This window comes from Blastomonas sp. 34TW, from assembly GCF_059803595.1.
The window spans coordinates 57,537-83,589 of record NZ_JAPFGW010000006.1 but is presented as its reverse complement, the minus strand read 5'-3'; the positions used below and the strand labels follow the sequence as shown (position 1 = coordinate 83,589).

Here is a 26,053-nt window from a genome sequence, read left to right as displayed (position 1 = left end):
CCCGGCCCCGGTGCCGCCTCAGCGGCAGGGACCGAGCTGTTCCAGCACGAAATTATAGTCGCGGCGCGCCAGATCGTTGTCCGCAGGCGTATCGGATACAAGCGCCCGCGCCGGGATTTCGCGCGGGAGCGAGCAGGCGAGGCGATACCAGAGCAGCGTGTTGCGCTTCGGCGGAGCGGCAGCCTCGTCCACGATCTCGGTCAGCGACACCGCCCAGCGCGGTGCCAGGCCGGGACGGCGCAGGACGGTGATGGATACCGGGTCGCCGGTCGACGTTGCCAGAAAGACCTGCGTCTCGCCTTCACCCTGCAGATTGCCGCGCACGTGCAGCGCCTCGCGGATGCCCTTTATCGCGGGCGGTGCCCCGGTGCTGACCAGTTCGGTCACGATCGTGCGCACCTGCTGCTCGGTGGCCGCGGTCCAGGCGACTTGCGCGTCCTTGGAGACAAGCTGCACCTCCCCGGCACGCGTCCCGGGGCGGGCGAACAGCAGGAACTGTTGCTTTTTCAGCTTGGGAACGTTGCCCTTGGCGTTACGCGGCACGTCAACCAGATAGCGAATCGATTCGCTGACGCCCTGCTTTCCGCGAATGAGATTCAATACCTGCGCCTCGACGAACAGCCGTGCCATAGTGGGAGCGACGTCGGGCGCGCGCGCCGGATCGACGACGGTGGTCTTCTTGACCTGTACCCGCAGCACCTGCGGAGCGGCATCCGCGAGGCGGGCCAGAGCGACATAGCCCGGTCCCTCCGTTTCGGATGAAACCTGTGCATTCGCGCCGTATACGATAGGAAAACCACCACTAATTGCGACGGTTAAGGCGGTGGCGGCAGCAAGCGATTTGAGCGCGTGCGGCATGGGGGAGTCTCCTCGTTTTCGCTGTCCGGAAGGGCGGCTGTCGGGGCTCAAAGGTTAATTCAAACTGAATCCATTTAAGCGATTGCCTGCTGATAAGTTGCGCGTTAAATCCCCTTTCGGGCAAGAGAAAAACAAACCAGAGGCTGGAACACGGCTGGGGAGCGGGAGGCAAACCTTAACGGGTTGCAGTCCGCAACTTGTGTGTTTCATGCACCAGCTGCGGTCATCGGCTGGTTTGTCCGGGTGTCGTGGATTGCAATGTCGGCGCTCCCCGGATGACGGGTTTCAATAGGGTAAGGAGCGTCGTTTCTGAATGGCCTATGCTGATCAACAGGCAAGCGGAAACAAGATAGTTTCCCTCGTTATCGTGGCATTGATCCACATCGTGGTGATCTATGCCCTGGTAACAGGACTTGCATACAAAGCGGTTACGACGGTGGCTGAAAAGCTGAACGTTGTTGACGTTGAGGAAGAGGTGATCGAGCCGGAAGAGCCGCCGCCACCTCCGCCGGACCAGCCGATCACGCCGCCGCCGGTCGTAACGCCGCCGCCGATCGTTCGGACGCCGCCAACTACGGCGCCGGTCATCACCACCACCAACACTCCGCCGCCGGTGTTCATCCCGCAGCCTGTCGCTGCGCCGCCGCCCGCGCCTCCGGCACCGCCGCCGCCGCCTTCCAAGGCTTCGGGTGCATCGCCGCGTGGCAACCCGGGCAGCTGGGCAACCCCCAACGATTACCCCGCTCGCGCACTGCGTGAAGAGCGTGCTGGTACCACTCGTTTCCGCGTCACCATCGGTCCCGACGGCCGTGTGACGAACTGCGAGATCACCGGATCGAGCGGCCATGCCGACCTCGACGAGGCGACCTGCAAGAACGTGACCCGCAGGGCGCGCTTCAAGCCGGCTCTCGACGCTGCCGGAAACGCGATTTCGGATACCTATTCGAACGCGGTTCGCTGGGAAATTCCGAAGTAACATTTGGACTGGATGCCGCTGCGGCGGATTGGGTTTTGGTTCTAGACGCACCGATTTTTCACGCGGCGCTCTATCTATTTTCTGAGAGGAAGTTTTGATGTTGATTGAAATGCTGGCTGCGGCTGCAGGTGAAGCGCCGAAAAACGCTTTCGGTTTCGCGGAAGCTCTCGAGCAGGGCGGTGTAATCGCTTACGCCACCGTCGTTATCCTGGGTATCATGTCGTTCGGTTCGTTCTTCATCCTGTTCACCAAGCTGTTCGAACAGCAGAAGGTGCTTTCGCAGGGTGCCAAGGTTCGTGAAACCTTCTGGCGCGCTGGCAGCATGAAGGAAGGCGCCAACAAGCTCGAGAAGAACACCGCCTATCGCCAGATCGTCGACGACGGCCTGAAGGCACAGGAAGAGCATGCCAAGCTGACCGACCCCGTCGAAGCGCATGACTGGCTGCACGGTTCGCTGAGCCGTTCGGAAGCTGCCATCAACGCCAAGCTGGCTGGTGGTCTGCCGTTCCTGGCAACCGTGGGCGCGACCTCGCCGTTCATCGGTCTGTTCGGTACCGTTATCGGTATCTACCGCGCACTGATCAAGATCGGTATCGCAGGGCAAGCATCGATCGACCAGGTCGCTGGCCCCGTCGGTGAAGCTCTGATCATGACCGCACTGGGTCTGGGCGTGGCCGTTCCCGCCGTGCTTGCCTATAACTGGCTGCAGGCTCGCAACAAGCTGATCGCTGCTCAGCTGAGCGCCTTTTCGACCGACGTTCTGGGCTACATGGCTTCGAACGGCGCTGTGGTCCCGGCGACCAAGGCTCCGGCAGCTCCCGCTGCCAAGCCCGCCGCTCCGGCCGCCGCACCGATCAAGAAGTAATCCGGCATGGGGCAGGGATGCGGCCAGCCTTTCCGGCACCGCATCCCTCCCGCGCAGCCCGGCGATTGTCGCCGAAGCTGCATCGGATAGACTGGCCGTTCCGGGTTTTCCCGACCGGCCGGTGACACAGCCACCGCTCTTTCGGGCTAGTGGCATGACAGAATAGGATTTGTTGCGATGGCAATGAGCGTTGGAGGCGCCGGCGGCGAAGAGAAGCCGATGTCGGACATCAACACCACGCCCCTCGTGGACGTGATGCTGGTGCTTCTCATCATCTTCCTGATCGCGATCCCGGTCGTGATCCAGACGGTGGATGATCTGGAAATCCCGGTCGTCGAATTCGAACCGACCGAGACGAAGAACGAAAACATCCTGCTTTCGGTTTCCTCGACTGATGCCAATGGCCTCAGCCCGGGTGACGAAGGCTTCGCGGGCGCAAGCCCGAACGGCGAATGCCGCGTCTATGTGAACGTGACGCCGGTGGACAATGCCGAGCTTCAGGAACTCGCTGTGAAGCGCCTGGAATCGATCATTGAAAATGCCGGTGGCGTGGAAAACCTGAAGGAAGAAGATCTTCCCGAAGTGCACATCCGCGGTGACGTCAATGCACCTTATCGTTGCATCGGTGGCGCAATCTTCACCGTGCAGCGCGCCGGTTTCGCCAAGGTGGGCTTCATTTCCTCGCCCATCGCGCTGGTTGAAGCAGGTTAAGCGCTTCGGTGCGCACACAGGAATTGGAGTAGCTTGATATGGCAATGAGTGGCGGCAAGGACGATGGCGAGCCGATGATGGAGATGAACACGACGCCGTTGATCGACGTCATGCTCGTGCTCCTCATCATGTTCATCATCACCATCCCGGTCCAGACCCATGCGGTGAAGATCGACCTGCCGGTCGATAGCCAGACGCCTCCGCAAACGGATATCGATCCGGTCAAGAACAAGCTGACCATCGATACCAACGATACCATTGCCTGGAACGGCACCCCGGTATCGCAGGGACAGCTGGCAGGCATTCTGGCGCAGACCCGCAACATGGATCCGGAACCCGAACTGCAGTTCCAGCCGGACGCCCGTTCGCGCTATCAGATCACTGACGAGGTTCTCGCCGTGATCAAGCGCAGCGGCGTGACCAAGCTGGGCTTTGTGGGTAACGAACAGTACGGCACCTTCCAGAAGCCGCCGGGCCAGTAATGGACCGGCAGCCCTGGTGCTGACACAGAAAAGGGCGGCGTAGCGATACGCCGCCCTTTTTCTTTGCCTGGCCCTTTTTCGTGCCAGCTATGCGGCGATCAGCTGCCGCGCTGGCGATCCGAGAGCTGACGCAGCGTCGCGAGCGCATCGCGCAGCGCGGCGTCCATGTCGTCTTCGGTGGCCGCCGGTGCCGCAGGGGCGGCTTCGACGGCTTTTGGCGCGTCGGTCGCAGCTTCATCGACCATCGGCTCCGCGGCGCTCGTCGAAACCGAAGGCGGCAGATATTCCACCTCCTCGTCCCAGAGCGGCTGCGCCCGGAAACTGGCCGTCTCCGCTTCAGCGCTGTCCTCGACCACCGGGACTTCGGTGGGTTCGTCCGCAGCGAAGGCCTGTTCTTCGAAGTGCGGAACATCGCCAAGGCGGAGGCGAAACGGACGGACGGCCTCGCCTTCGCCGGTTTCGTCGACCGACGGCTTCCCAAGCGCGAAAATCTGCGCCCCAGTCTCGGCAGCAGCCATAGAGGTCCGATCGGTTTGCGCCTGGTGCCGCCGCCGCGCCAGACCGGATTCGAGCCGCGCCAGCAATTCGGCCACGCTGAGATGGTCGAGCTCGTCCGCCAGCCCGGTTTCGGGCAGAGCGTCGACCGGCATGGCATCCAGCACGGGATGCGCTGCAGCGGCGACGGACCATGCCGCTTCGGCTTGTTCGGGTTCGGCGACGTGCTCGAACCGCGCGTCGGTAGCCGGTTCTTCCGATGCTTGCGCCAGTTCGACAGTAGGTTCGGGTTCGGGCGCGTCCGGCTCGGCGACGCGCGCTTTGGCGTCCTCTTCGATATCAGGCTCGACGAGCGGCGCTGCAAAGGGCGGGGGCGCAAAGCGCAGCGACGGGGCAGGGGCCGGCGCAATCGGCTCGGGAGCGTTCACGGGTGCGATGACCGCCATGCTTTCACCCAGTTCGAGCGGCGCTGCCGCGACCGGCTCGCTCTCGGTCAGCGGTGCACCCAGGTCTTCGCTGGCGCGGATCGGCGCACGGACCGGGGCATCGGGATGCTGGTCGCCATTGCGGATGCGCGGCGCGGCGAGGTCGGAAAAGTCGGTGATCGTGCCGGGAGCGGGTTCGCTCTTGCCGAAGCGCAGCGTGCGCAGCCAACTGGCCAGCTTGCCGCTCTTGGCCACTGGCGCGCCAGGCTGGCTCGCGTCGGTGCCGGTGTTGTCGGCTTTCCGGATGGAAGTTTCAAAACCCATTTCGTCGCTCTCCGCACGCGGCAGCAGCGCCAGCAGCGCTCCTGCGGTCAGTGTGCCAATGCCCGCGCTCAGCGCCAGCCTGGCGGTATCGCCCAGCGGCGGGGCGGCCGCGGGCAGCAATTCGGCGATGCCATAGGCAGTGACAAAGCCTTCGATGGCATTCATCGGGATGAAGCTGCTGCCGAACGCTGCAGCGACCCCTCCACCCAGCGCGATCGCCGAAGGATGGCGCGCGAGGACGCTGGCTCCGGCGGCGCCGGTGCTCTCCTGTTCGTCCGCTTGCGGTGTCGCCATGCTGCTAAGACCCTGGTGCCATCGTCATCAGGCCGCGCTGGAAATGCGCCTGCCCATGGTCCGTTCTAGCATGCGTTGGTAAACGGGTTGATAACGTTCCACATTTCGCGCCCAGTTGCGCTCCTTGGCAACGAAGCGCCGGGCAGTGGCGCGTCGCTCGTCCCAGCCCTCGCGCCCCGCGATCAGCCCGGCCAGCGCATCGGCCATCGCCTGGGGGTCATCGGGCGCGAACAGCGTGCCGGTGACGCCATCGGCGATGAGTTCGCGGTGGCCGCCGACATTCGAGGCGGCAACCAGGCGCCCTTGCGCCATCGCTTCGAGCGGCTTCAGGGGGGTGACGGTCTCGGTCAGCCGCATCGCCTTGCGCGGATAGACCAGAATGTCGGTCAGGCTGTAATAATGCTCCACCTCCGAATGCGGCACGCGGCCGACAAAACGGATGGCGTGCGCCGCAGGGGAGGCCTCGGCCTGCGCGCGCAAATCCGCTTCGGCAGGGCCGCCGCCAACCAGCAGCAGACGGATGTCGGGATTGTGCGCGATGAGCAGAGGCATGGCGGCGATCAGGTCGTCGAGCCCCTCATAGGGGTAGAAGCTGCCGATAAAGCCAAGCACGGTCTTGCCGGTCAGCCCCAGCGCCTCGGCGCGGGCCGGGTCGGCGGGCACGGGCGTGCCGAACAGCTCCAGATCGACGCCATTGGGCGAGACCATGATCTTGTCCGCCGGGAAGCCGCGCGCGACGAGATCATCCCGAAGCCCTTCGCAGATCACCGCGACGGCATCCGCCTGCGCTACGACGCGGTTCTCCATCTGCCTGGTGAGCCAGTATTTGGCGGAGGTCTCGCTGCCCGTGCCGTTGCCGACCGCGGCGTCTTCCCAGAAGGCGCGGATCTCGTAGAGCACCGGCAGGCCCAGCCTGCGCCCGGCGCGGATCGCGGCAAGTCCATCGAGCGCGGGCGAATGCGCGTGCAGGATGTCGGGTTTCCAGATCGCCGCCGTCGCCTCTGTCGCACGGGCAAGCGCGGCAATGTCGCGCCATTCGCGCAGCCCCGGCGGACCCGATACGGCTTCCATGGTGCGGTGAAAGGTCAGGCCGTCATGCTGCTCGACCGCTTCGACATGCGAACCGGCGGGCAGAGAGGCCTGATGCCGGACGCTGGTCACGCCGCGCACCTCAAGCCCGGCGCGCTGCTGCGCCGTCAGGATCGCGCGCGTGCGGAAGCTGTAGCCGCTGTGCAGCGGAAGGCTGTGATCGAGAACGTGCAGGATCCGGGTCATGGCGCGCAAGCCTATGGCGCAAAAGGATTAACGCCGCGTCAACCCATTGCGCTTATGGCTGTAAACCGCAAGCCGGCTGTTGCATAGTCGGTGCATCACCATTTGGGGCAGGGCCGCAGGTTCATGGTCGACAATTTTGCCATTGCGATCTCGCACCTGCTGATTGCCGTTGCGGCATGGCGGCTCGTCTGGCGCGCCGATCTGGACAAGGAAGATCCGCCCGAAAAGGACAAGCTGGGCTCCGGCTTCTTCCAGCCGAAACCACGGCCTCGCCAGCAGGAGCGCAGCGATGCGTGACCTTGCCTTTGTCGCGTTCCTGGCCGCATTTCTTGCGCTGGGCTTCAAGCGGCCGTTCCTTTTCGTGCTGGCCTACGCCTATATCGATATCGTCGCGCCGCAGCGCCTGTCCTACTGGATGCTCAATGCGGTGCCCATCTCGCTGATCGTCTTCGGCCTTGCCTTTTTGGGCTGGCTGATCGCCGACGACAAGAAGGACATGCGCGTCTCGTTCCGCCAGGGCGTGATGCTGCTGCTGTTCCTGTGGTGCGCCTATACCACGCGGACGGCGGACTTTCCGATCGACGCGCAAGGCAAATGGGAATGGGTGTGGAAGGCGCTGGTTTTCGCGATGTTCCTGCCACTGACCTTGCGCACCAAGCTGCGCATCGAGGCGCTGGGGCTGATGATGGTGCTGTGCGCCAGTTCGATCATCATCACCGGCGGCATCAAGACGCTGGCCTCGGGCGGTGGCGGCTATGGCGTCATGCAGCTGCTGATTTCGGACAATAGCGGGCTTTACGAAGGCTCGATCATCTCGACCGTCGCCATCTGCATCATCCCGCTGATCCTGTGGCTGGCCAATTACGGCACGGTGTTTCCGCCCGACTGGCGGGTGAAGACCTTTGCCTATGCGCTGATCTTCGCCTGTCTGCTGATCCCGATCGGAACCCAGGCGCGAACCGGGCTGGTGTGCATCGGGGTTCTCGGTGTGCTGATGCTGCGCTTCGTGCGCTATCGCTTCCTCTATGCCGGCGTGGCGGCTGCGCTGGCGGTGGCAGCGGTGCCGTTCCTGCCGCAAAGCTATACCAACCGCATGGCGACGATCGGCGAATACAAGGCGGATCAGTCGGCCTCCACCCGGGTTGCTGTCTGGGCCTGGACCTGGAAATATGTGCAGCAGAACCCGGGAGGCGGCGGCTTCGAGGCCTATCTCCAGAACCGGGTCAAGTTCGATACGGTCGCGGCCAAGGGCGATGGCCCCAACACCCTGATCGAGAAGAACGAGATCGTCGACAAGGGCCGCGCCTATCATTCGAGCTATTTCGAGATGCTGGGCGAGCAGGGCTTTTTCGGGCTCTTCCTGTGGCTGGTCATCCATTTCGGCGGAATCGTGCGGATGGAGATCATCCAGCGGATCCACCGCAAGCGCGATCGCGAGGACGAACGCTGGGTCGTCCCGCTCGCGCTGGCGCTGCAGAACGGGCAGATCATCTTCATGGTCGGGTCGGCCTTTGTCGGCATCGCGTTCCAGCCGTTCGTCTATATGCTGATCGCAATGCAGATCGGGCTCGACACCTATCTGGCGCGTCGTCGCAAGGAGGCCGCCTTCCGTCCGCTGATCGATGGCAAAGCTGCGCCCAAACTTGCCTAATGGACAGTGCAACCCTAACTCGGCGGCATGACGACCAAAAAGACCGCCGACGCATCCCCGGTTCTGCCTGAACCGATCACCGCTGAAGATGTCGAGCAGAAGCTGACGGGCCTATGGGCCTGGATCAGTGCGCATGCGGTAGAAATCGCGATTGCGGTGGGCGTCGGTACGGCGATCTATCTGGCGCTCGCCTATGTCCAGCGGCACGCCCGAAAATACGCGGAACGCCAGCCCGACCGGCTGTCGCTCGCCGCGATCATCGGGCGCACCCTGTCCAAGACCAAGCAGTATTTCCTGATCATGGTCTCGGCGCGGCTCGTCGTCGGCTTCTCCGAAGCCCCCGATGGCATTTTCCGCGTCGTGACCTTCCTGTTCACCGTCGCCGCCGTGTTCCAGGTCGCCATCTGGGCGCGCGAGATCATTCTGGGCATGATCGAGCGCCGTGCTTCGGGCAGCGACGATGCGGGCAGCGAGACGCTGGCCAACGCGATGTCGCTGATCCGGCTGCTGGTGACGGTGGTGCTGTTCGCCATCGCCGCGATCATGGTGCTCGACAATCTGGGCGTGAACGTCACCGGCCTGATTGCGGGTCTGGGGATCGGCGGTATCGCCATCGGTCTGGCGGCGCAGGGCATATTCTCGGACCTGTTCGCGGCGCTGTCGATCATCTTCGACAAGCCGTTCAAGCGCGGGGAGACGATCGGTTTTGATACGACCACCGCGACGGTCGAGAAGATCGGCCTCAAGAGCGCCCGGCTCCGCTCGATTACGGGCGAGGAGATCATCATTTCGAACACCAATCTGCTCGGCAAGCAGATCATCAACTATACCCGGCTCAACCGTCGGCGCACGCGCTACACGATCGGTTTGATCTATCAGACCGCGCCGGACAGGGCACGACTGGTGCCGGGCATGCTCAAGCAGATTGTCGAAGAGGCAGGGGCAGTCTTCATCCGATGCGGATTTGTTCGCTTTGGAGCCAGTTCGATCGATTTCGAGCTCGATTTTGATATCATGAGCGCCGATTTTGAGGTCGTGTTCGAAGGGCGGCATCGGATCGGTCTGGCTATTCTGGAGCGCTTCAACGCCGAGAAGCTGGAATTTGCCTATCCGACCCAGACCACCTTCACCGCTGGGCCCGATGGTGCGATGATCATGCCCTATCCGGTGGGCGGATTTCCGGTGACAGTGCAGGAACACAGCTGAGGATCACCCGAGTCGTTCTGCCGGTTTGCGCTTTCCGTTTCCGTAAACTGCTTTGCTTCGCCCGCATGCCGTAGCGGCGCGCAGTCTTGCCTTGTATGACTGGCGGAAAAGCGCCAAAAGACGCGCATTCCAAACGACAGCGGCACGCCGCGGCGGCTGCTGCACTATCGACAGGAGGGACAGAAATGAGCGCAATTTCCCCGCAGGAAATGAAGGACATGGTGGGCCAGAATCTGGGCACGTCGGAATGGCTGCTGGTCGATCAGGAGATGATCAACAAGTTCGCCGATGCGACGGGCGATCACCAGTTCATCCATGTGAACGAGGAAATGGCCAAGATGACGCCGTTTGGCGGCACCATCGCGCACGGCTTTCTCACGCTCTCGCTCTTCCCGGTGCTGATGGCCAAGTCGGACTGCCCGCGCGTCGAGGGCGTGAAGATGGGCGTCAACTATGGCGGCAACAAGGTTCGCTTCCTTGCGCCCGTCCGCTCGGGCAAGCGCGTTCGCGGCCATTTCAAGCTGCTCGAGCTCGAGGAGAAGCGCCCTGGCCAGTGGCAGCAGACGCTCGAGTTCACGGTCGAGATCGAGGGCGAAGAGAAACCCGCCGTGATGGCCGAGTGGATCAGCCAGTTTTTCGTGTGACCCGTTTCCGCTCGCCATCGAACAGCGGCGAGCCTTTGAAGGAGAATTTCCATGCGTGATGCAGTTATCGTTTCCACCGCACGTACGCCGATCGGCAAGGCCTATCGCGGCGGCTTCAACGCCACCCCGTCGCCGACGCTCGCGGCGCATTCGATCCGCGCCGCCGTCGAGCGTGCCGGCATCGAGGGCGCCGAAGTCGATGACGTCGTGATGGGCGCTGCGCTCCAGCAGGGCGTGCAGCACACCATCGGCCGTACTGCTGCACTGCGCGCCGGTCTGCCCGTCACCGTCGCCGGCATGTCGATCGATCGCCAGTGCTCGTCGGGCGTGATGTCGATCGCGACCGCCGCAAAGCAGATCATCGTCGATCGCATGGACGTCGTCGTCGCAGGCGGCGTCGAATCGATCTCGATGGTGCAGACCCCCGAAATGCGCGTCGGCCCTGATCCGGAGCTGCTGGCGATGCACAAGGACATCTACATGCCGATGTTGCAGACCGCCGAAACGGTGGCCAAGCGCTACAATATCAGCCGCGATCGTCAGGACGAATATGCCTATCGCTCGCAGATGCGCACTGCCGCCGCCCAGGCTGCTGGCAAGTTCGACGACGAGATCGTGCCGGTAAAGGCGAAGATGGCGTTCAAGAACAAGGAAACCGGCGAGGTCACGATGACCGATGTCGAGGTGACCAAGGACGAGGGCAACCGCGCCGACACCACGCTGGAAGGCCTGAAGGGCCTGCAGCCGGTCATGGGTCCCGGCATGAACATCACTGCGGGCAATGCCAGCCAGCTGTCCGACGGCGCATCGTCGTCGGTGCTGATGGAAGCCAAGCTCGCCGAGCAGAAGGGTCTGCAGCCGCTGGGCCGTTATGTCGGCATGGCCGTTGCCGGCACCGAGCCCGACGAGATGGGCATCGGCCCGGTCTTCGCGGTGCCGCAGCTGCTGAAGCGCTTCGGCCTGAAGATGGACGATATCGGTCTGTGGGAACTCAACGAGGCGTTCGCGGTGCAGGTGCTGTACTGCCAGGACGTGCTTGGCATTCCTGACGAGCTGCTCAACGTCAACGGCGGTTCGATCTCGATCGGTCACCCCTATGGCATGACCGGCGCGCGCTGCACCGGCCACGCGCTGATCGAAGGCAAGCGCCGCGGCGCGAAATACGTGGTCGTCACCATGTGCGTCGGCGGCGGCATGGGCGCGGCGGGCCTGTACGAGGTCTTCTGATCGCGCAGACGCCGATAAGGCATCCGGAACCCGCCCTGGTAGCGATGCCAGGGCGGGTTCTTCTTTGTGTGCAGCAAAGGCGAGCTCGGGAACGCGCTTCGCGGTCCGTCGTATCCCCTGTTACCAAGACAGGAGCACGATATGACCCCCGACACCCCCCATGCTTCCACCAAAGATACGTCAGAGGCGCTCGACGCCTTCTGGAGCGCGCTTGAAAGCAGTCCGTTCCTGATGCTCGGCCTGCCTGCGCAGGTTGCACACAGCATGCCGATGACCGCACAGTTTGATGGCCGCCACGGTCCGATCTGGTTCTACGGCTCGCGCTCGAGCCGCCTCGCCGAAGGTCTCAGCTCGACCAATGATGCGATGGCGCAATATGTCGGCGAAGGGCACAAGCTGTTCGCCTGCATTGCGGGTATGCTGACGATCGACAACGATCCCGCCGTCATCGACAAATTCTGGTCGAACACGGTCGAGGCCTGGTACGATCAGGGCAAGAATGATCCCGATCTGGTGATGTTCCGCTTCGACCCCAGCCATATCGAAATCTGGCAGGCGGACATGTCGCTGATGGGCAAGCTGAAAATGGCGTTCGGCGGCACGATGTCGGCCAAGGACCTCGAGGGCAAGCACGTCGAAACTGCGCTTTGACCTGAAAGTTTCCGCCGTCTGCCCATCGCGTCCGGACAGACGGCGGATTTTCGTGTCAGCCCAGGCTGATGATGCCATTTTCGAACTTGAAGCCGCCTGCGCGGTCCTTCTTGAGCAATGCCGGACCGTCGAGATCAACCCAATCGGCGGTCTGCGCCAGATGGAAGGCGGGGCGGATGCCCAAGCTCGTCGAGAGCATGCAGCCGACCATCGTCTTCAGCCCGCGCGCCTTGGCGGCCTCGCTCAGACGCAACGCTTCTGTCAGTCCGCCAGCCTTGTCGAGCTTGATATTCACCACCTGAAAGGTCGACGCCACCCGGTCGATATCTTCGGCCACATGGCAGCTTTCGTCGGCGCAGAAGGGCAGGGCGCTCTCGACGCCTTCGAGATCCTCCTCGAAACCGGCCTCGACCGGCTGCTCGATCAGCTCGACGCCGAGCTTCTTCAGCGCACCCGTCATCTCTTCCAGATCGACCTCTTCCCAAGCCTCGTTGGCATCGACGATCAGCCGCGCATCGGGGGCACCGACGCGTACCGCAGCGACGCGCAGCAGGTCATCCTCGCCATTCAGCTTCAGCTTGAGCAGCGGATAGCCCTTGGCGGCGGCCTTCCGGGCATCGGCCTTCATCACTTCGGGCTCGTTGAGCGAGATGGTATACGCGGTAACCAGCGGCTTGGGCTGCGGAAGGCCCGCCAGCTGCCAGAGCGGCTTGCCGGACGCCTGAACCTCAAGATCCCAGAGCGCGGCATCCAGCGCGTTGCGCGCTGCGCCTTCCATCATCGTCTTGAGCAGGTCCTCGCGTGTCAGTGGCCGATTCTGCTTGGCGCGCATGTCGATCGCTTCGGCGCACAGGTCCGCGGTCTCGCCCTCGTAATAGATGGGCGTGCCCTCGCCGCAGCCGACATGCGTGCCATCGGTGACTTCGCAATAGACGACGTCGACATCGGTCTTGGCGCCGCGGCTGATGATGAAACTGCCGTCAACGGCAAAGCGCTCGACGCGCACGGTCTTCAACTTGATCATGGTCGCGGCGATAAGGGCCGGGGGCCGGGGCGGCAAGCCTGAAACGCCGCTCCCGGTCCGATCATGCGATCAATCGTGGCTCGCAATCCAGTCCTCGACGACCGGGGCGATCCGTTCGCGCCACTTGCTGCCGTTGAATATGCCGTAATGGCCGACGCTTTCGGCCATCAGATATTTCTTCTTCGCCTTGGGCAGTTTCGGCGCCAGCGTCAGCGCCGCGCGGGTCTGGCCGAGCCCGCTGATGTCGTCGCGTTCGCCCTCGATCGCCAGCAAGGCGATGTCGGTGATCGCGCACGGATCGATCCGCTTGCCCCGGTGCAGGAATTCGCCCTTGGGCAGGCTGTGCGTCTGGAACACGTTCTCGACCGTCTGCAGATAGAATTCGGCGGTCATGTCGCAGACCGAACGATATTCGTCGTAGAAATCCTTGGTCGCATCGGCGCTTTCGCCGTCGCCGTTGACCAGATGCTTGAACATCTCCCAATGGCTCATCATGTGATTGCCCAGATTCATCGTCATGAAGCCGGTCAGCTGCATGAAGCCCGGATAGACCTTGCGGCCTGCCCCCTTGTACTGGAAGGGCACCTTGGCGATCACATTATGCTCGAACCAGGCGAGCGGACGCTGCGTGGCCATGGTGTTGACCGCCGTGGGTGCCTCGCGCGTGTCGATCGGCCCGCCCATCATCGTCAGCGTTTTCGGACGGCAGGGATGCTGGTCCGCCGACATCAGCGCAGCGGCGGCAAAGCACGGCACCGAAGGCTGGCATACCGCGAGCATGTGCGCGCCGGGGCCGACATGCTCGAGAAAACCGACCAGATAGTCGATATAGTCGTCGAGATCGAACCGGCCCTCCTTCAGCGGCACGTCGCGCGCATCGGCCCAGTCGGTAATGTAGACTTCGTGTTTGGGGATCATCCGCGCGACCGTGCCGCGCAGCAGCGTGGCATAATGACCCGACATCGGCGCGACGATCAGCAGCCGCGGCGCATCCTTGGCCAGCTTCTCATGACGGAAGCGGATCAGGTCACCGAACGGGCGCCTGAGAACGATCTCCTCATGCACCGCGCTAGGCGCGCCGTCGATATCAACCGTGGTAATGCCGAAGGCCGGCTTGCCATAGGGCGCGGAGGCGTGCGCAAACACCTCGAGCGCCGAAGCCATGATCGGCTCGCCTCCGAAGAATGTCATGGGATTGAGCGGGCTGTTCAGCATGTTCGCGCCGATCGTCGCGATGGCGCTGGCGCTCGAAAGAAACGAGCGTTGAAGTTCATAGGCGTGGTAAAGCATCAAATTCCCCTGCAAACCGCCGTGTCCGCTTGGTGCGGCTCTGTCCGGCGGCCTCTCACCTGCCAATGTTGCGCTGCACCACCGAAAATACAAGCGATTAACGCAGGTGCGGCGTGCGTGGTTGCCGGTAAAAAGCTTCGCACGCACGGGTTAATCAATCGGTTACAGGCGTTTAGGGAGATGTAAATCTGACGTCCCGAAACGGTGACGTTGACGGTGGCGGGCAACCCAAAAACGTTGAGTGCAGCCGGATGGCCTGCTAGTCGCACAGCCATGGCGGAAACACACAATCCAGCGGTAGCTGCGGCGGCTGCAAACGACCCTGCGGGCCTCGACGAACCGGTCACAGACCTTGCCGAGGGTGGCAAGGGCAAGCGCGGCAATCCCCGCCAGCTGGGCAATCTGGCGATGCTTGCCAAGTTTGCAGCGGCCTATCCGCGCCAGATCGCCTTTGCGCTGCTGGCGCTGACCGTGGCCGCCGGGGCGACGCTCGCCATTCCTGCAGGCTTCAAGCTCGTCATTGATCGCGGCTTTGGCGGCGATGGCGGCAGCACCGAGGATATCGGCCGCTGGTTCCGCTATCTGTTCATGATCACGGTGATCCTGGGCGTCTCGACCGCTTTGCGCTTCTATTTCGTCTCGTGGCTGGGCGAGCGCGTCGTCGCCGATATCCGGCTCGCGGTGCAGCGCAACCTGCTGGGCCTCGCCCCGTCATTCTTCGAAACCAACCGGCCGTCGGAAATCGCCTCGCGCATGACCTCGGACACCGCGATCGTCGAGCAGGTCGTCGGCACCACGGTCTCGGTCGCGCTGCGCAATCTGGTCGTGGGCATTGGCGGCATCGTCTATCTGTTCTCGCTTGCGCCCAAGCTGACCGGCATGCTGCTGCTCGGCATCCCGCTGGTCGTGCTGCCGATCGTGTTCATCGGCCGTCGGCTCGAAAAGGTCGCACGCTCGAGCCAGGACCGCGTCGCCAATGTCGGCGCGACCACCACCGAAGTGCTCGGCGCGATGAAGATTGTTCAGGCATTCGGGCAGGAAGAGCGCGAGGCTGCTCGGTTCGGTGAGGCGGTCGAGACGACCTTTGCCACCGCGCGCCGCCGCATCACGCTGCGCGCCAGCCTGACGGCGGTCGTCATCACGCTGATCTTCGGCGCGATCACCGCGATCATGTGGCAGGGTGCGATCGACGTGATTGAAGGGCGGCTCTCGGGCGGCGATATTGCCGCGTTCGTGCTGACCGGTGGCCTGGTCGCGGGAGCCTTCGGCGCGCTGACCGAGGTCTATGGCGACCTTTTGCGCGCGGGCGGCGCGGCCGGACGATTGAACGAGCTGCTCAACGAGCAGCCCGAGATCAAGGCCCCGGCCAATCCGATCGTGCTGCCAGTGCCCCCGCGCGGCCAGCTGAGCTTCCAGAATGTGAGCTTTGCCTATCCGACCCGCCCCGAAACGCTGGCGCTCAAGGACTTCTCGCTCCAGGTCTCGCCGGGCGAAACCGTTGCGATCGTCGGGCCCTCGGGTGCAGGCAAGTCGACCCTGTTCCAGCTCGCCCAGCGGTTCTACGATCCGCAGGCCGGATCGGTACGGATCGATGGCGTGGCGCTGTCCTCCGCCGACCCCAGGGAAATCCGCCAGCGCATGGCCTTCGTGCCGCAGGACAGCGTGCTTTTCGCCGCCAGCGCACGCGACAATCTGCGCTACGGCAATTGGGCGGCCAGCGATGAGCAGATCTGGGAGGCGGCGCGCGCGGCCAATGCCGAGGAATTCCTGCGCAAGCTGCCCGAGGGGCTCGACAGCTATCTGGGCGAGGGCGGGGCACGGCTTTCAGGCGGTCAGCGCCAGCGCATCTCGATCGCCCGTGCGCTCTTGCGCAACGCGCCGATCCTGCTGCTCGACGAGGCGACCTCGGCGCTCGATGCCGAGAGCGAGAAGCTGGTGCAGAATGCGCTCGAGCACCTGATGCAGGGCCGCACGACGCTGGTCATCGCGCACCGGCTCGCGACCATCCGCTCAGCCGATCGCATCGTCGTGATGAGCGATGGCGGTATCGTCGAGGAAGGCACGCACGACCAGCTTTCGGCGCGCAATGGCCTGTATGCGCGGCTTTCGGCGCTGCAGTTCAACGAAGGGCCGCTCGCTGCCGAGTGACGGGGAGGGCCGGGCGGTGGAGCCGATCAAAGCCGAACCGCGCGGGCGCGTCGCGCTGCGGCGCGCTCTCGCGCTCACCTCGCTGCTGTTCTTCCTTGGTACTGGTGCGTTCGTTGCCGATTCGCCGATTCCCGGCAATGATAGCCAGCAGATTACGGTGCGGACGCCGCGCGACCTGCCGCGCCTGCCGCATCGGATCGGCGACGGACCGTTGACGCTGGTCGGAGGCTGGGAGCTGCAAAGCGACAACAGTGAATTCGGCGGCGTTTCCGCTTTGCATGCCATGGGCAATGGCCGCCTGATCGCGCTGAGCGATGCCGCCATCCTTGCGGGCTTGACCATCACGGCCAAGGGCAGGGCGCAGGACAGCTTCATTGCACCGCTGCCGGTGCGCAAGGGCGAGCGCAGCACCAAGAAGGATCAGGATTCGGAAAGCCTGACCTTCGATCCCGTCTCGGGCCGGTTCTGGGTGGGGTTCGAGCAGCGCCACCGCATCCGGCGCTATGCCCCCGGCTTCGCGCGCGCCGAGGCGACCGGCAAGCCGCGGTCCATGCAGGAATGGCCGAACAACGGCGGGGCAGAGGCGATGGTGCGGCTGCGCGACGGCCGGTTTCTCGTGTTTTCCGAATCGCGTTCGATTCGTCCTGGCGTGACGGTGGGGCTCATCTTCCGAAGCGATCCTGCCGAACCGGGTGCCAAGGCTGCGTCGTTCGCCTATCAGCCACCACAGGGCTATCGCATCACCGATATCGCACAGCTGCCAAGCGGCCGACTGGTCGCGCTGCACCGAAGGTTCAATCTGGCCGAAGGGGTGAGCGCCAAGATAGCGCTGATCGAGACGGACGAGATAAAGCCCAAGGCGCTGGTGCGCCCGAGCGTCATCGCGACGCTGAGACCGCCTCTGCCGGTCGACAATATGGAAGGGATCGCCGTCGATCGCGAAGGCCAGCGTACGATCCTGTGGGTGATTGCGGACGACAATTACCTGCTGCTGCAGCGCAGCCTGCTGCTCAAGTTCGAACTCAGCGAACCGCCTTCTTCGCCACGATCTTGATTTCGGTAACACCGCCGGGCGAATAGAGGCGCGTGACCTGCACGGCGGTCCAGGCGGCAAAAGGCGGGGTGATGAACTGCTTCTGCACTTCAGACATGACCGCAACTTGCGGCTCTATATCCGTGTGATAGCTGGTGATTTCGACCACATCTTCCCAGGTCGCGCCTGCGCGCAGCAGGATGTCGCTGATGCGGCGATAGCTGCGCTCGAACGCAGCCTTGTCTGCCGTTGGGCCAACCACCACGCCCGACAGATAGACGGTACCGTCGCGCAGGATCACGGCATCGCTATAGCCCGCGCTCTCCTGAAAGGCGCGTTCCTGCGGATTTTCGGAGTAGAGTACCTCGGCAGTGGTGCGCGTGCCCGCCTGTGCGGGGACGGCCAATACTGCAAGGCCCAGCGCACCGGCATGAAGCACGGTGCGCTGGCAGGCCATCAGGCCGCAGCCTTGTGCAGTTCGCGCTTGATCTTGGCAGCGCGCGCCGAAAGCTTGTCTTCGCTGGTCTTGAGCAGCCAGTTGTCCAGGCCGCCGACATGCTCGACCGAGCGCAGGCCCGAAGTCGACACGCGGAGCTTGAAGCTGCGCTCGAGCTTTTCGCTCATCAGCGTGACGTTCTGCAGGTTGGGCAGAAACACGCGCTTGGTCTTGTTGTTGGCGTGAGACACATTGTGGCCCACCATCCGGCCCTTGCCGGTCAGTTCGCAGATGCGCGACATGATAAAGAATCCTGATGCAATAGGTTTGCTAGAAGAACGGGGCGGTTAGCGTCAGATGACCTTCAAGTCAACCGCCTGCGCGCCGATAACCCGTATCTGCCGTGAATCTGCTGGCAGCGCAAGGCGCATTGCGGCAAGGCGGAGGGCATGACGCTCAAAACCGCCCGCCAATATGCCGCTCTCGCGCTCGATCTTGCGCGCAAGGCAGCAGAGCTGGGCGAGGTGCCGGTGGGCGCGATCGTCGTCCGCAAGGGCGAGGTCATCGGGCGAGGCCATAACCAGCCGCGTGCCCTGCACGATCCCACCGCGCATGCGGAGATCATGGCAATCCGCCAGGCTTGCGCGGCACTGGGCAGCGACCGGCTGGCGGGATGCGAGCTCTGGGTGACGCTGGAACCGTGCGCGATGTGTGCGGGCGCGATCGCGCACGCCCGGATCGCGAGGCTGCATTATGCGGCCAGCGACCCCAAGGGCGGGGCGGTGGAACATGGCCCGCGCCTGTTCCATCAGCCCACGGTGCTCCACAAGCCGGAGGTCTATGCTGGTGTGGGAGAGGAAGAGGCCGCCGCGATGCTCAAGGCGTTCTTCGCCGCGCGGCGTTAGCGCCGTTGCCGTCATTCCCGCGAACGCGGGAATCCCGCTTATCAGCGACGGGCCGCGAAAAAAGCGGGACCCCCGCGTTCGCGGGGGTAACGACCACAAGCGATCAATACGGCTACCCGATCAGTGGACGAATCTTGCCACCACGTCGCGATAGCTGCGCGAGACCTTCACCTGCGCGCCCGATTCGAGCACCAGGAAACATTCGCCATTGGTGTGCGGCTTGACCTGACGGACGAGCCCCAGGTTGACGATGGTCGAGCGGTGCACGCGCTGGAAGTTGCGCGGGTCGAGCCGCTTTTCCAGATCCTTCATCGTCTCGCGCAGGATCAGCGAATTGTCCCCGGTATAGATGCACATGTAATCGCCCGCGGCGTCGATGCGCTCGATCGTGTCGACATCCACGCGGAAAATCTGGCCGCGATCCTTGATGTTGATGAGCTTTTCGTAGCGGTTCGAAGCAGCCGCCTCGTCCTCTTCGCCCAGATCGAGATTTTCGACCGCATCGGGAGCGACCTCGTTGAGGACGTTCATCAGCTTGACCGCTTCCTCGCGGCCCTTCTTGTCGCGGATGCGCTCGCGGATGCGATCGATCGCATCGGCCAGGCGCACGTCCTCGACGGGCTTGAGCAGATAATCGACGGCCTGCGCTTCGAACGCCTTGATCGCGTGTTCGCTATAGGCGGTGCAGAACACCACTAGCGGCGGTTCGATATCCATGATCCCCTGCACGACCGAAAAACCGTCGAACCCCGGCATCTGGATGTCGAGAAAGATCAGATCGGGCTTGAGCGTCTTGATCTTGCGGATGGCCTCGCGTCCGTTGAGGCAGGTATCGATAATCTCAATGTCTTCGAACTTTTCCAGCCGGAGCTGCATGCCCTGGATCGCGAGTTTCTCGTCATCGATCAGGATGGTGCGGATGGTCATGCCTGTAATTGCCTTTGTTCGCGTGTTTCAAACGGAATTTCGATAATCACGCTATAGCCGCCCCCGGGTGATGATCGTGTCTCAAACCGGTGATTGTCTTCATATGCCTGGGACAGTCTGTCCCTGATATTCGCCAGCCCGACCCCGGTTGACGCATTGGCCTTCTCGCCTTGCTTCTTCAATCCGGGCCCTGTGTCGGTCACGGTGATACGCAGCAGAGGTCCGATGAGTTGCGCCGAGATGGTGATATCGGCGCCGTCCTCCTTGGGCGTCACGGCATATTTAATGGCGTTCTCGACCAGCGGTTGCAAGAGCAGCGATGGCAGAAGCGCCTTGGCCGCGTTCGCCTCGATGTCGAAATGCGCGCGCAACCGCTCCTCGAAGCGCATCTTCTCGATGTCGAGATAAAGCTTCAGCGTCTCGACTTCCTGCTCGAGCGTCACGCGCGCCGTCGGCTCGTTGGCGAGCGTGTAGCGCAGGAACGACGAGAGGCGCGAAAGCATCGCGTTCGCCGGTTCGGTCTGCTTGAGCAGCACCAGCGTCGAGATGCTGTTCAGCGTGTTGAACAGGAAATGCGGGTTGAGCTGATAGCGCAGCATCGCCAGCTGCGCGCTGGTCGCCTGGTTCTCCAGCCGCAGCATCTGGTCCTGCTGCTCTTCGATCCTCAGGAAGAAGTTGATCGCGTAATAGAGCGCCGACCACGCGCCGAGCAGGGTGAGGTCGAGATAGAACGCGCCGAGCAGGATCGCGGTGAAATTGCTGTCGGTGCCGGGGCGATAGAGCGTGGCTACCCAGGCATCGACAAACGCCCAGAGCGCAGAGCCGGTCAGCAGCACGATGAGGGTGACGCCCCAGGTGACCAGCGGCTTGCGGTCGATCAGCGTCTGGTAGATCACGCTCATCACCAGCGAGACCGAATAGCCGGTGATCGTCGCGATGATGATCGGTACCAGAAACGAGATCGGCTGGCCATTGGCGAGCCCCGATATGCCGCGCAGCGCCAAGGCTCCCGCCCAGCCCAGCGTCTGCAGGTTCCAGAAGGCCCGGTTCTTGTTGGCAAAGAACGGTGTCGGCTTGATGGGCAGCATCGCCATGGTAAACCCGGTCTAGCCGGTTTCGCTCCCGCACCCCACAATTTTTTGCATCCTCTGACAGGCTGGGTTACGCTTCGTGCAAACAGACAGGAGAGGATGCCCCATGACGGATATGCTGGCGCCCGAGGCTCGGGCCAAGTTCACCGCGATGACCAACGGGACGCAGGAAGACTGGGCGATCATCGCCGGGCAGTACCGCGAATTCGCAGGAGGGCTGGCCGATCGCGTGCTGGCGCACCTGCGCTTGCTCGATGGCGATTTCGGCGGCTTTCCGATCGATCGGCTGCAGCACAGCCTGCAGACTGCAACTCGCGCGCATCGCGACGGGCGCGACGAGCAATATGTCGTGATGGCGCTGCTCCACGATATCGGCGACACCTTGGGCAGCTTCAACCATCCCGATGTCGCAGCTGCGATCGTCAAGCCGTTCGTGTCGGAGGAAATCCACTGGATCTGCGCCAACCACGGTGCGTTCCAGGGCTATTACTATTTCCACTTCATCGGCGGCGACCGCGACGTGCGCGAGAATTTCCGCAGCTCGCCCCATTTCGACGCCTGCGCGGAATTCTGCGAGAAATACGATCAGGCCGCGTTCGATCCGGATTACGAGAGCGAACCGCTCGAATTCTTCGAGCCGATGGTGCGCCGGGTGATGGCTCGCCCGATCAACTCGATGTATGCCAAGGTCGCCGAACAGGCCTGACAGCAAAAAGCCCTCCCCAAGCGGGAGGGCTTCCTTGCATGTTTCTGGCACCCGGACCGGTCAGCGCGCCGAATTTTCGGCGTAAAGGCCATCCACCGCCTTGCTCACCAGCACATTGACCGCAACACGGCGGTTCTGCGCCTTGCCCTCTTCGGTCATATTGTCTGCGACCGGATCGGCCTCGGCCATCCCGGCAGGCGTCAGCATGCGATAGGGCTTCCATTTGCAGACCTGCTGCAGATAGTTGATCACGCTCGCCGCGCGCTTCTCGCTCAGCGTCTGGTTGAATTCCTCGTCGCCATCAGCGTCGGTATAGCCGACGACCAGCAGCAGCGCGTTGTCCATCTGCTCAGCCGACCCTGCAGCGGCGCACAGTTCTGCCTTGGCCTGATCGCTGAGCTTCGCCTGCGCGGTGTCGAAATAGACGTTGGTCGTCGCCTTGACGTTATACTGGTCGATATCGCCCATGCGTCCGCGCAGCGCCTCGGTCGCCGCCGACTGTTCGGCGAACTGCTGCGCGGTGCCGGTGCGGATCATTGAAGCGGTCTTGAAGTCGGTGTTCTTGAAGGTGATCTGGCTGGCGAGCAGCGCGTCGCCCGACTGCAGCGTCTTGATCGTCAGCGGCAGGCCGTTGAGCAGCGCGCCGGTATCGAGCTGGGTGCGGCTTGCTCCGAACAGACCGCCAGTCGCTCGGACCTGGGTCTGGTCGTTGACGAACAGGATCGTGCGGCTGCCATCGGCAGTCTGCACCTGGATTCGGTCACCCTGGCGCGCGGTGAGCACGCCCTTGATCTCGGGCCCCTTGGTCATCGTCGCGGGATCGGGAAGCGCTTCGGCTTCGCTCGCGACATCGGCGCGCAGTGGCGTGTTCTGCTGGGCGATGAGCGCAGGCGAGGCGGAAAGCGCGAGCGCGGCCAGGGTCAGACGAATGCCCGACGTGGTGGCATGAAAAGGCATAGATGCTCCTTGAGGAAATGAAATTCGTCCCTGTTCCTCGGGAGACTGACAAATGGGGCTATCGGTTCCTGTTGCGACTCGAAACCTGCGGCAAGACGACCCGATGCATACGGCGAGGCGAGGAACAAACGGTCCTGGCCCGTTACTCGAGCGGCGCTGGTGGTTCAGCGAGCAGCGGCGGATACCAGCCGCGGGGCTCCTGCACGGACGCCTGCAGTGTCGCGAGTTCATCTTCAAACAGCCTCACCCGCTTCTTCCAGCGGTAATGCGTCGGTGCAGAAAAGATGCCCTTGCCGCGCTGGCGGCCATAGCGCGTCCAGAAGCGGATGGCGCCGCGCGGATCATAGCCGGCATTGGCCATCAGCCAGACCGATAGCCGATCCGCCTCGATCTCGGTGGCCAGGGTGATGCGGGCGTTGCGGCCGAGCTGCTGCATCAGCCCGCGCTGAACCCCCGCCTCGTTGAGCCGCCTGCGATGCTCGAGCAGATTGTGCGACAGTTCGTGCGCCAGGATGGCCGCAAGTTCGTCATCATCGACCATGAAGGCCAGCATCGGCACGGTGATGCCGACGATATCGCCGTCTGCGGATGCGCCATAGGAATCGCTCGGGCGCAGCTCGAACCGGCTTCGGCAGGCCGGTGTGCCCGCGACCGTGACCGTCATCGGCTCGCCGCCCCGCAGGATGCCCAGCGCCACCGGTCCCTTGTCCAGCGCTGCCCGCATCCGCGCATCGGCCCAGGCGATTGGGCGATAGGCCGCGACCTGATCGATCGCCGCGAGTTCCTCGGCAGTTGGGGCAAGGGGCATGCCGTTGAGCGAGACGATCGCATCATCGGTGCGAAGACCTGCGCGCGCAGCCGGGCCATCGGCGACCAGCGCAAGCACGGCATAGTCGCTGGCAAAGCCGAAGGTGGCACGCGCCGCATCGGCATCGGGATATTGCCCGATATGATGCAGCGTCATCCCGGCAGCGTTCTCGATCGCGCGACAGAACGGCGCGCTGGCCGTGGCGAGCCGGTAACCGACGCTGAGCACGCGGACATCGGCCGCGCGCAACTCAGCAAGCGACCATTCGGAAGCCTTGGGCGATCCTGAAGCCGCGATGGCGGGCAGCGGGGCCGCGAGGGCCATCAGCCCCGCCATGGCCCAGGCGCACGCAGCCCTGCGCATGAATCAGCCGACCGGCTTCTTCACCGACCGGGCATCGGCAATCGCCGATTTGAGCTCGTCATAGCCGACCGCACCGTTGAGCACGCGGTTGCCCACGACCCAGCTGGGCGTCCCGCTGAATTCGAGCTGCTGCGCGATGCGGATATTGTCGTCGAGCACCTGTTCGGCCTGCTTGCTGGCAACGAAGCCACGCGCAGCGGCCATGTCGAGGCCTGCCGTCTTGGCGGCCTGCTCGATCGTCGCCTGGCTCGGGCGCCCGGCGGCGAACATCGCCTTGTAGAACGGATAATATTTGCCCTGCTTTGCGGCGGCCAGGCCCCAGGCGGCTGCAACGCGGCTCTCGTCCGACAGGATGGGGAGCTCGTGGAACACGATCTTGAGGTTCTTGTCCTCGCCCAACAGCTTCGCGACATCGGCCACGCTCTGGCGGCAGAAACCGCAGGCGAAATCCGAATATTCGACCAGCACGACATCGCCTTGGGGATTGCCGGCAAAGGCGCTGGCATAGGGCGTTTCGACTTCGCTGCGCACCGAGGCGATGCGCTTGGCCGCCTGCTTGCCGCGCAGTTTCTCGACCGCCTCGGGAATGATCTCCGGATTTTCCAGGATATAGGCGCGCACGATGGCCTCGATCGCCGCCTTGTCCTTCGTATCGAACCCGGCGGCGGCCGCCGCCTTGTCGGCATCCTGTGCCGCCGCGCCGCCCGAGGTCACGGTCGCACCGCTCTGCCACAGAAGCGTGCCGACACCTGCGGCGATGGTGAGCAAACCGGCACCGATCATAAATGGAAGTTTCCCTGAACGGGCCTCGCCGGAAGAAGACGATTGCGATGTCATGGCGGGCCCTTGGTTGGTGAAATGCAATGGATCGATGCGACTTAGCGGCGGCGGCGCTGGCGTTCAACCGCATCGCGGGCAAGGATCGCGATATCCTGCGCGCGGATCCAGTCGGCGCTGCCCTGGGGCAGGGTGGTCATCGCCTGTTCGGCACTCTGAAGCGCCAATGGCGCATTGCCCTGAAGCACGTAACGTTCTGCGCTGGCCAGCGCCGCGCGCGCGGTATCGCCGCGATCGGCATAGACCACGCCCAGCTGATACCATGCAAACGGATTTTCCGCATCGCGTGCCACCGCCGCCTTGAGCACGCGCTCGGCTTCGGCGAGGTTCGACGGATCCTCGGTCGCGATCAGCGCATGGCCATAGACGCCGGCGATCAACGACTGGGCGTTGGTGCTGGCCACCGCCCTTTGCAGCGGGGCGATTGCTTCCTTGGGGCGCCCCGATTCGAGCAGGATCTGGCCGTAGATTTCAAGGAAATACGGGTCGTCGGGTGCCTCGGCGAGCAATGAGCGGACCTCTGCCAGCGCCTTTTCAGGGTAGGCGCTCTTGTGCCAAGCATAGGCCCGGGCATAGCGCGCAGGCACGCTCTGGTCGGTCTCGGGATAATCGCGCAGCGTCTCGGTGGGTTCGGCGACATAGCCGACCAGCTTGGCCTTGACCCGCTGGAACCGCGCTTCGAGCGCCGGATCGAGCGGATTGTTGTACGCCGGGTCGTCCTGGTAGATTTCCTGCAGCAGCGAGATGCGTTCGCCCGACAGCGGGTGCGAGCGGTTGTAGCTGTCCTCCTGCGGGATCGCGAGACGGAATTCCAGGTTCTGCAGCTTCTTGAAAAAGGCGAGCGAGCCCTTGCCGGTCAGGCCTGCCTGCGAGAGATATTTCGCGCCGGCGACATCGGCTCCCGATTCTTCGCCACGAGTGTGCGCCAGGAATTTGCCCAGAGCGGCCTGCTGGCCTGCACCGATGATACCCAGCCCCGCTTCGCCCGCGCCGGCCGCCACCGCAGCAAGGCCGAGCAGCAACGACAGGATGGTGATATTGCCAGCTTTCGAGGCGTTTTCCGACCGGGTGATCGAATGGCCGAGTGCGATATGCCCGAGTTCGTGTGCGATGACGCCCTGAACCTCGTTGGCATTGTCCGCCGCCTCGATCAGCCCGCTATGGATGTACACGTCCTGCGTCCCGGCGACGAAGGCGTTGATGCTGCGGTCGTTGATGACGACGACATTGACATTGGACGGCAGAAGCCCTGCGGCAAGGATCAGGTCGCGCGACATGTCTGCGAGCAGCGCCTCGGTCTCCGCATCGCGCAGGATCGATTGCGCCGCCGCCGGCTGGATCGCCAGCATGGCAGCCGCGCACAGCGCCAGCATCCTGGCAAGCAGCCGGGCTATCGCAGGAGGCTGAGGCTGGGAGCGGTGCTGCATGCGCTGCCGGTTTCCAT

The 26,053-nt window shown here is 63.6% G+C and carries 27 protein-coding genes; 14 read left to right on the top strand and 13 right to left on the bottom strand.

The window, feature by feature from the left end:
• Positions 1-18: 18 nt before the first annotated feature.
• Positions 19-858: a hypothetical protein gene (locus tag OPU69_RS09610; protein WP_498510642.1), complete on the bottom strand. Its 840-nt coding sequence runs from the start codon at positions 856-858 to the stop codon at positions 19-21.
• Positions 859-1,171: 313 nt separating this feature from the next.
• On the opposite strand from OPU69_RS09610, the gene OPU69_RS09605 reads away from it, so the two are divergent.
• The 4 genes from OPU69_RS09605 (at position 1,172) to OPU69_RS09590 (ending at position 3,892) form a co-directional block, all read left to right on the top strand.
• Positions 1,172-1,834 carry an energy transducer TonB gene (locus OPU69_RS09605; protein ID WP_498510640.1) on the top strand — a complete coding sequence of 221 codons (663 nt, stop codon included), beginning with the start codon at positions 1,172-1,174 and terminating at the stop codon, positions 1,832-1,834.
• Positions 1,835-1,931: 97 nt separating this feature from the next.
• Positions 1,932-2,699, top strand: a complete 768-nt coding sequence (locus OPU69_RS09600; protein ID WP_060977891.1) for a MotA/TolQ/ExbB proton channel family protein — start codon at positions 1,932-1,934, stop codon at positions 2,697-2,699.
• Between the two features lie 177 nt (positions 2,700-2,876).
• Positions 2,877-3,410 carry an ExbD/TolR family protein gene (locus tag OPU69_RS09595; protein ID WP_060977890.1) on the top strand — a complete coding sequence of 178 codons (534 nt, stop codon included), beginning with the start codon at positions 2,877-2,879 and terminating at the stop codon, positions 3,408-3,410.
• 38 nt (positions 3,411-3,448) lie between these two features.
• The gene (locus tag OPU69_RS09590) at positions 3,449-3,892 is read left to right on the top strand and encodes an ExbD/TolR family protein (RefSeq protein ID WP_498510638.1); all 444 of its coding nucleotides are present in this window, start codon (positions 3,449-3,451) and stop codon (positions 3,890-3,892) included.
• A gap of 98 nt (positions 3,893-3,990) precedes the next feature.
• Here the strand turns inward: OPU69_RS09590 and OPU69_RS09585 are convergent, their stop codons facing one another.
• Together OPU69_RS09585 and OPU69_RS09580 are read right to left on the bottom strand one after the other, a co-directional pair.
• Positions 3,991-5,430, bottom strand: a complete 1,440-nt coding sequence (locus OPU69_RS09585) for a hypothetical protein (RefSeq protein WP_498510636.1) — start codon at positions 5,428-5,430, stop codon at positions 3,991-3,993.
• A gap of 27 nt (positions 5,431-5,457) precedes the next feature.
• Positions 5,458-6,705 carry a TIGR04063 family PEP-CTERM/XrtA system glycosyltransferase gene (locus tag OPU69_RS09580; protein ID WP_498510634.1) on the bottom strand — a complete coding sequence of 416 codons (1,248 nt, stop codon included), beginning with the start codon at positions 6,703-6,705 and terminating at the stop codon, positions 5,458-5,460.
• Positions 6,706-6,828: 123 nt separating this feature from the next.
• Between OPU69_RS09580 and OPU69_RS09575 the strand changes: the two genes are divergently transcribed.
• The 6 genes from OPU69_RS09575 to OPU69_RS09550 all read left to right on the top strand — a co-directional run bounded on the left by OPU69_RS09575 (position 6,829) and on the right by OPU69_RS09550 (position 12,084).
• Positions 6,829-7,002, top strand: coding sequence for a hypothetical protein (locus OPU69_RS09575; RefSeq protein ID WP_167348194.1), 174 nt, complete (start codon positions 6,829-6,831; stop codon positions 7,000-7,002).
• Positions 6,995-8,356 carry a putative O-glycosylation ligase, exosortase A system-associated gene (locus OPU69_RS09570; RefSeq protein ID WP_060977886.1) on the top strand — a complete coding sequence of 454 codons (1,362 nt, stop codon included), beginning with the start codon at positions 6,995-6,997 and terminating at the stop codon, positions 8,354-8,356. The genes OPU69_RS09575 and OPU69_RS09570 overlap by 8 nt, the downstream gene beginning before the upstream one ends.
• A 27-nt stretch (positions 8,357-8,383) precedes the next feature.
• The gene (locus tag OPU69_RS09565; protein ID WP_060977885.1) at positions 8,384-9,562 is read left to right on the top strand and encodes a mechanosensitive ion channel family protein; all 1,179 of its coding nucleotides are present in this window, start codon (positions 8,384-8,386) and stop codon (positions 9,560-9,562) included.
• Positions 9,563-9,747: 185 nt separating this feature from the next.
• The gene (locus tag OPU69_RS09560; protein ID WP_060977884.1) at positions 9,748-10,206 is read left to right on the top strand and encodes a MaoC family dehydratase; all 459 of its coding nucleotides are present in this window, start codon (positions 9,748-9,750) and stop codon (positions 10,204-10,206) included.
• Between the two features lie 51 nt (positions 10,207-10,257).
• Positions 10,258-11,433: an acetyl-CoA C-acyltransferase gene (locus OPU69_RS09555; protein WP_060977883.1), complete on the top strand. Its 1,176-nt coding sequence runs from the start codon at positions 10,258-10,260 to the stop codon at positions 11,431-11,433.
• A 141-nt stretch (positions 11,434-11,574) separates the two neighbouring features.
• Positions 11,575-12,084: a pyridoxamine 5'-phosphate oxidase family protein gene (locus tag OPU69_RS09550; RefSeq protein ID WP_498510630.1), complete on the top strand. Its 510-nt coding sequence runs from the start codon at positions 11,575-11,577 to the stop codon at positions 12,082-12,084.
• Between the two features lie 55 nt (positions 12,085-12,139).
• On the opposite strand, the gene dgcA is transcribed toward OPU69_RS09550, so the two are convergent.
• Together dgcA and OPU69_RS09540 are read right to left on the bottom strand one after the other, a co-directional pair.
• Entirely contained in the window at positions 12,140-13,108 is a 969-nt protein-coding gene (gene dgcA / locus OPU69_RS09545) for an N-acetyl-D-Glu racemase DgcA (protein WP_498510628.1), read from the bottom strand.
• A gap of 69 nt (positions 13,109-13,177) precedes the next feature.
• Complete coding sequence (locus tag OPU69_RS09540) at positions 13,178-14,398, bottom strand: polyhydroxyalkanoate depolymerase (protein ID WP_498510626.1); 1,221 nt, start codon at positions 14,396-14,398, stop codon at positions 13,178-13,180.
• Between the two features lie 273 nt (positions 14,399-14,671).
• On the opposite strand from OPU69_RS09540, the gene OPU69_RS09535 reads away from it, so the two are divergent.
• Both OPU69_RS09535 and OPU69_RS09530 read left to right on the top strand, forming a co-directional pair.
• Positions 14,672-16,546 carry an ABC transporter transmembrane domain-containing protein gene (locus OPU69_RS09535; RefSeq protein ID WP_498510624.1) on the top strand — a complete coding sequence of 625 codons (1,875 nt, stop codon included), beginning with the start codon at positions 14,672-14,674 and terminating at the stop codon, positions 16,544-16,546.
• A 16-nt stretch (positions 16,547-16,562) separates the two neighbouring features.
• Positions 16,563-17,600 (top strand): esterase-like activity of phytase family protein, encoded by a 1,038-nt coding sequence (locus tag OPU69_RS09530; protein ID WP_498510622.1) that lies wholly within the window; start codon positions 16,563-16,565, stop codon positions 17,598-17,600.
• Here OPU69_RS09530 and OPU69_RS09525 read toward each other — a convergent pair.
• Positions 17,569-18,036 carry a Rid family hydrolase gene (locus tag OPU69_RS09525; RefSeq protein ID WP_060977878.1) on the bottom strand — a complete coding sequence of 156 codons (468 nt, stop codon included), beginning with the start codon at positions 18,034-18,036 and terminating at the stop codon, positions 17,569-17,571. The two genes, OPU69_RS09530 and OPU69_RS09525, sit on opposite strands and share 32 nt — an antisense overlap.
• Positions 18,036-18,317 carry a 50S ribosomal protein L28 gene (rpmB, locus tag OPU69_RS09520; RefSeq protein ID WP_060977877.1) on the bottom strand — a complete coding sequence of 94 codons (282 nt, stop codon included), beginning with the start codon at positions 18,315-18,317 and terminating at the stop codon, positions 18,036-18,038. Before rpmB ends, OPU69_RS09525 begins: the two co-directional genes overlap by 1 nt.
• Positions 18,318-18,464: 147 nt before the next feature.
• Between rpmB and OPU69_RS09515 the strand changes: the two genes are divergently transcribed.
• Complete coding sequence (locus tag OPU69_RS09515) at positions 18,465-18,920, top strand: nucleoside deaminase (RefSeq protein WP_498510620.1); 456 nt, start codon at positions 18,465-18,467, stop codon at positions 18,918-18,920.
• Between the two features lie 120 nt (positions 18,921-19,040).
• Here OPU69_RS09515 and OPU69_RS09510 read toward each other — a convergent pair whose 3' ends face one another.
• Positions 19,041-19,847, bottom strand: a complete 807-nt coding sequence (locus tag OPU69_RS09510; protein WP_060977875.1) for a LytR/AlgR family response regulator transcription factor — start codon at positions 19,845-19,847, stop codon at positions 19,041-19,043.
• Positions 19,844-20,941 carry a sensor histidine kinase gene (locus OPU69_RS09505; protein ID WP_060977874.1) on the bottom strand — a complete coding sequence of 366 codons (1,098 nt, stop codon included), beginning with the start codon at positions 20,939-20,941 and terminating at the stop codon, positions 19,844-19,846. Before OPU69_RS09505 ends, OPU69_RS09510 begins: the two co-directional genes overlap by 4 nt.
• Positions 20,942-21,044: 103 nt before the next feature.
• On the opposite strand from OPU69_RS09505, the gene OPU69_RS09500 reads away from it, so the two are divergent.
• Entirely contained in the window at positions 21,045-21,644 is a 600-nt protein-coding gene (locus tag OPU69_RS09500; protein WP_498510617.1) for an HD domain-containing protein, read from the top strand.
• Between the two features lie 60 nt (positions 21,645-21,704).
• Here OPU69_RS09500 and OPU69_RS09495 read toward each other — a convergent pair whose 3' ends face one another.
• The 4 genes from OPU69_RS09495 to OPU69_RS09480 all read right to left on the bottom strand — a co-directional run bounded on the left by OPU69_RS09495 (position 21,705) and on the right by OPU69_RS09480 (position 26,036).
• Positions 21,705-22,601 carry an OmpA family protein gene (locus OPU69_RS09495; RefSeq protein ID WP_060977872.1) on the bottom strand — a complete coding sequence of 299 codons (897 nt, stop codon included), beginning with the start codon at positions 22,599-22,601 and terminating at the stop codon, positions 21,705-21,707.
• A gap of 142 nt (positions 22,602-22,743) precedes the next feature.
• Positions 22,744-23,733: a M48 family metalloprotease gene (locus OPU69_RS09490; RefSeq protein WP_498510615.1), complete on the bottom strand. Its 990-nt coding sequence runs from the start codon at positions 23,731-23,733 to the stop codon at positions 22,744-22,746.
• A gap of 42 nt (positions 23,734-23,775) precedes the next feature.
• Positions 23,776-24,555, bottom strand: coding sequence for a DsbA family protein (locus tag OPU69_RS09485; RefSeq protein ID WP_067513546.1), 780 nt, complete (start codon positions 24,553-24,555; stop codon positions 23,776-23,778).
• Positions 24,556-24,650: 95 nt separating this feature from the next.
• On the bottom strand, positions 24,651-26,036 hold the full coding sequence (locus tag OPU69_RS09480) for a M48 family metalloprotease (RefSeq protein ID WP_498510613.1): 1,386 nt from the start codon (positions 26,034-26,036) through the stop codon (positions 24,651-24,653).
• Positions 26,037-26,053 lie beyond the last annotated feature (17 nt).

Coding starts and splice junctions, on each gene's coding strand:
- OPU69_RS09585 (WP_498510636.1), bottom strand. CDS start 5,430: ATGGCGACACCGCAAGCGGACGAACAGGAGAGCACCGGCGCCGCCGGA.
- OPU69_RS09600 (WP_060977891.1), top strand. CDS start 1,932: ATGTTGATTGAAATGCTGGCTGCGGCTGCAGGTGAAGCGCCGAAAAAC.
- OPU69_RS09560 (WP_060977884.1), top strand. CDS start 9,748: ATGAGCGCAATTTCCCCGCAGGAAATGAAGGACATGGTGGGCCAGAAT.
- OPU69_RS09485 (WP_067513546.1), bottom strand. CDS start 24,555: ATGATCGGTGCCGGTTTGCTCACCATCGCCGCAGGTGTCGGCACGCTT.
- OPU69_RS09480 (WP_498510613.1), bottom strand. CDS start 26,036: ATGCAGCACCGCTCCCAGCCTCAGCCTCCTGCGATAGCCCGGCTGCTT.
- dgcA (WP_498510628.1), bottom strand. CDS start 13,108: ATGATCAAGTTGAAGACCGTGCGCGTCGAGCGCTTTGCCGTTGACGGC.
- OPU69_RS09590 (WP_498510638.1), top strand. CDS start 3,449: ATGGCAATGAGTGGCGGCAAGGACGATGGCGAGCCGATGATGGAGATG.
- OPU69_RS09525 (WP_060977878.1), bottom strand. CDS start 18,036: ATGGCCTGCCAGCGCACCGTGCTTCATGCCGGTGCGCTGGGCCTTGCA.
- OPU69_RS09495 (WP_060977872.1), bottom strand. CDS start 22,601: ATGCCTTTTCATGCCACCACGTCGGGCATTCGTCTGACCCTGGCCGCG.
- OPU69_RS09555 (WP_060977883.1), top strand. CDS start 10,258: ATGCGTGATGCAGTTATCGTTTCCACCGCACGTACGCCGATCGGCAAG.
- OPU69_RS09505 (WP_060977874.1), bottom strand. CDS start 20,941: ATGGCGATGCTGCCCATCAAGCCGACACCGTTCTTTGCCAACAAGAAC.
- OPU69_RS09515 (WP_498510620.1), top strand. CDS start 18,465: ATGACGCTCAAAACCGCCCGCCAATATGCCGCTCTCGCGCTCGATCTT.
- OPU69_RS09535 (WP_498510624.1), top strand. CDS start 14,672: ATGGCGGAAACACACAATCCAGCGGTAGCTGCGGCGGCTGCAAACGAC.
- OPU69_RS09565 (WP_060977885.1), top strand. CDS start 8,384: ATGACGACCAAAAAGACCGCCGACGCATCCCCGGTTCTGCCTGAACCG.
- OPU69_RS09570 (WP_060977886.1), top strand. CDS start 6,995: ATGCGTGACCTTGCCTTTGTCGCGTTCCTGGCCGCATTTCTTGCGCTG.
- OPU69_RS09490 (WP_498510615.1), bottom strand. CDS start 23,733: ATGGCCCTCGCGGCCCCGCTGCCCGCCATCGCGGCTTCAGGATCGCCC.
- OPU69_RS09540 (WP_498510626.1), bottom strand. CDS start 14,398: ATGCTTTACCACGCCTATGAACTTCAACGCTCGTTTCTTTCGAGCGCC.
- OPU69_RS09500 (WP_498510617.1), top strand. CDS start 21,045: ATGACGGATATGCTGGCGCCCGAGGCTCGGGCCAAGTTCACCGCGATG.
- OPU69_RS09575 (WP_167348194.1), top strand. CDS start 6,829: ATGGTCGACAATTTTGCCATTGCGATCTCGCACCTGCTGATTGCCGTT.
- rpmB (WP_060977877.1), bottom strand. CDS start 18,317: ATGTCGCGCATCTGCGAACTGACCGGCAAGGGCCGGATGGTGGGCCAC.
- OPU69_RS09595 (WP_060977890.1), top strand. CDS start 2,877: ATGGCAATGAGCGTTGGAGGCGCCGGCGGCGAAGAGAAGCCGATGTCG.
- OPU69_RS09605 (WP_498510640.1), top strand. CDS start 1,172: ATGGCCTATGCTGATCAACAGGCAAGCGGAAACAAGATAGTTTCCCTC.
- OPU69_RS09610 (WP_498510642.1), bottom strand. CDS start 858: ATGCCGCACGCGCTCAAATCGCTTGCTGCCGCCACCGCCTTAACCGTC.
- OPU69_RS09550 (WP_498510630.1), top strand. CDS start 11,575: ATGACCCCCGACACCCCCCATGCTTCCACCAAAGATACGTCAGAGGCG.
- OPU69_RS09580 (WP_498510634.1), bottom strand. CDS start 6,705: ATGACCCGGATCCTGCACGTTCTCGATCACAGCCTTCCGCTGCACAGC.
- OPU69_RS09510 (WP_060977875.1), bottom strand. CDS start 19,847: ATGACCATCCGCACCATCCTGATCGATGACGAGAAACTCGCGATCCAG.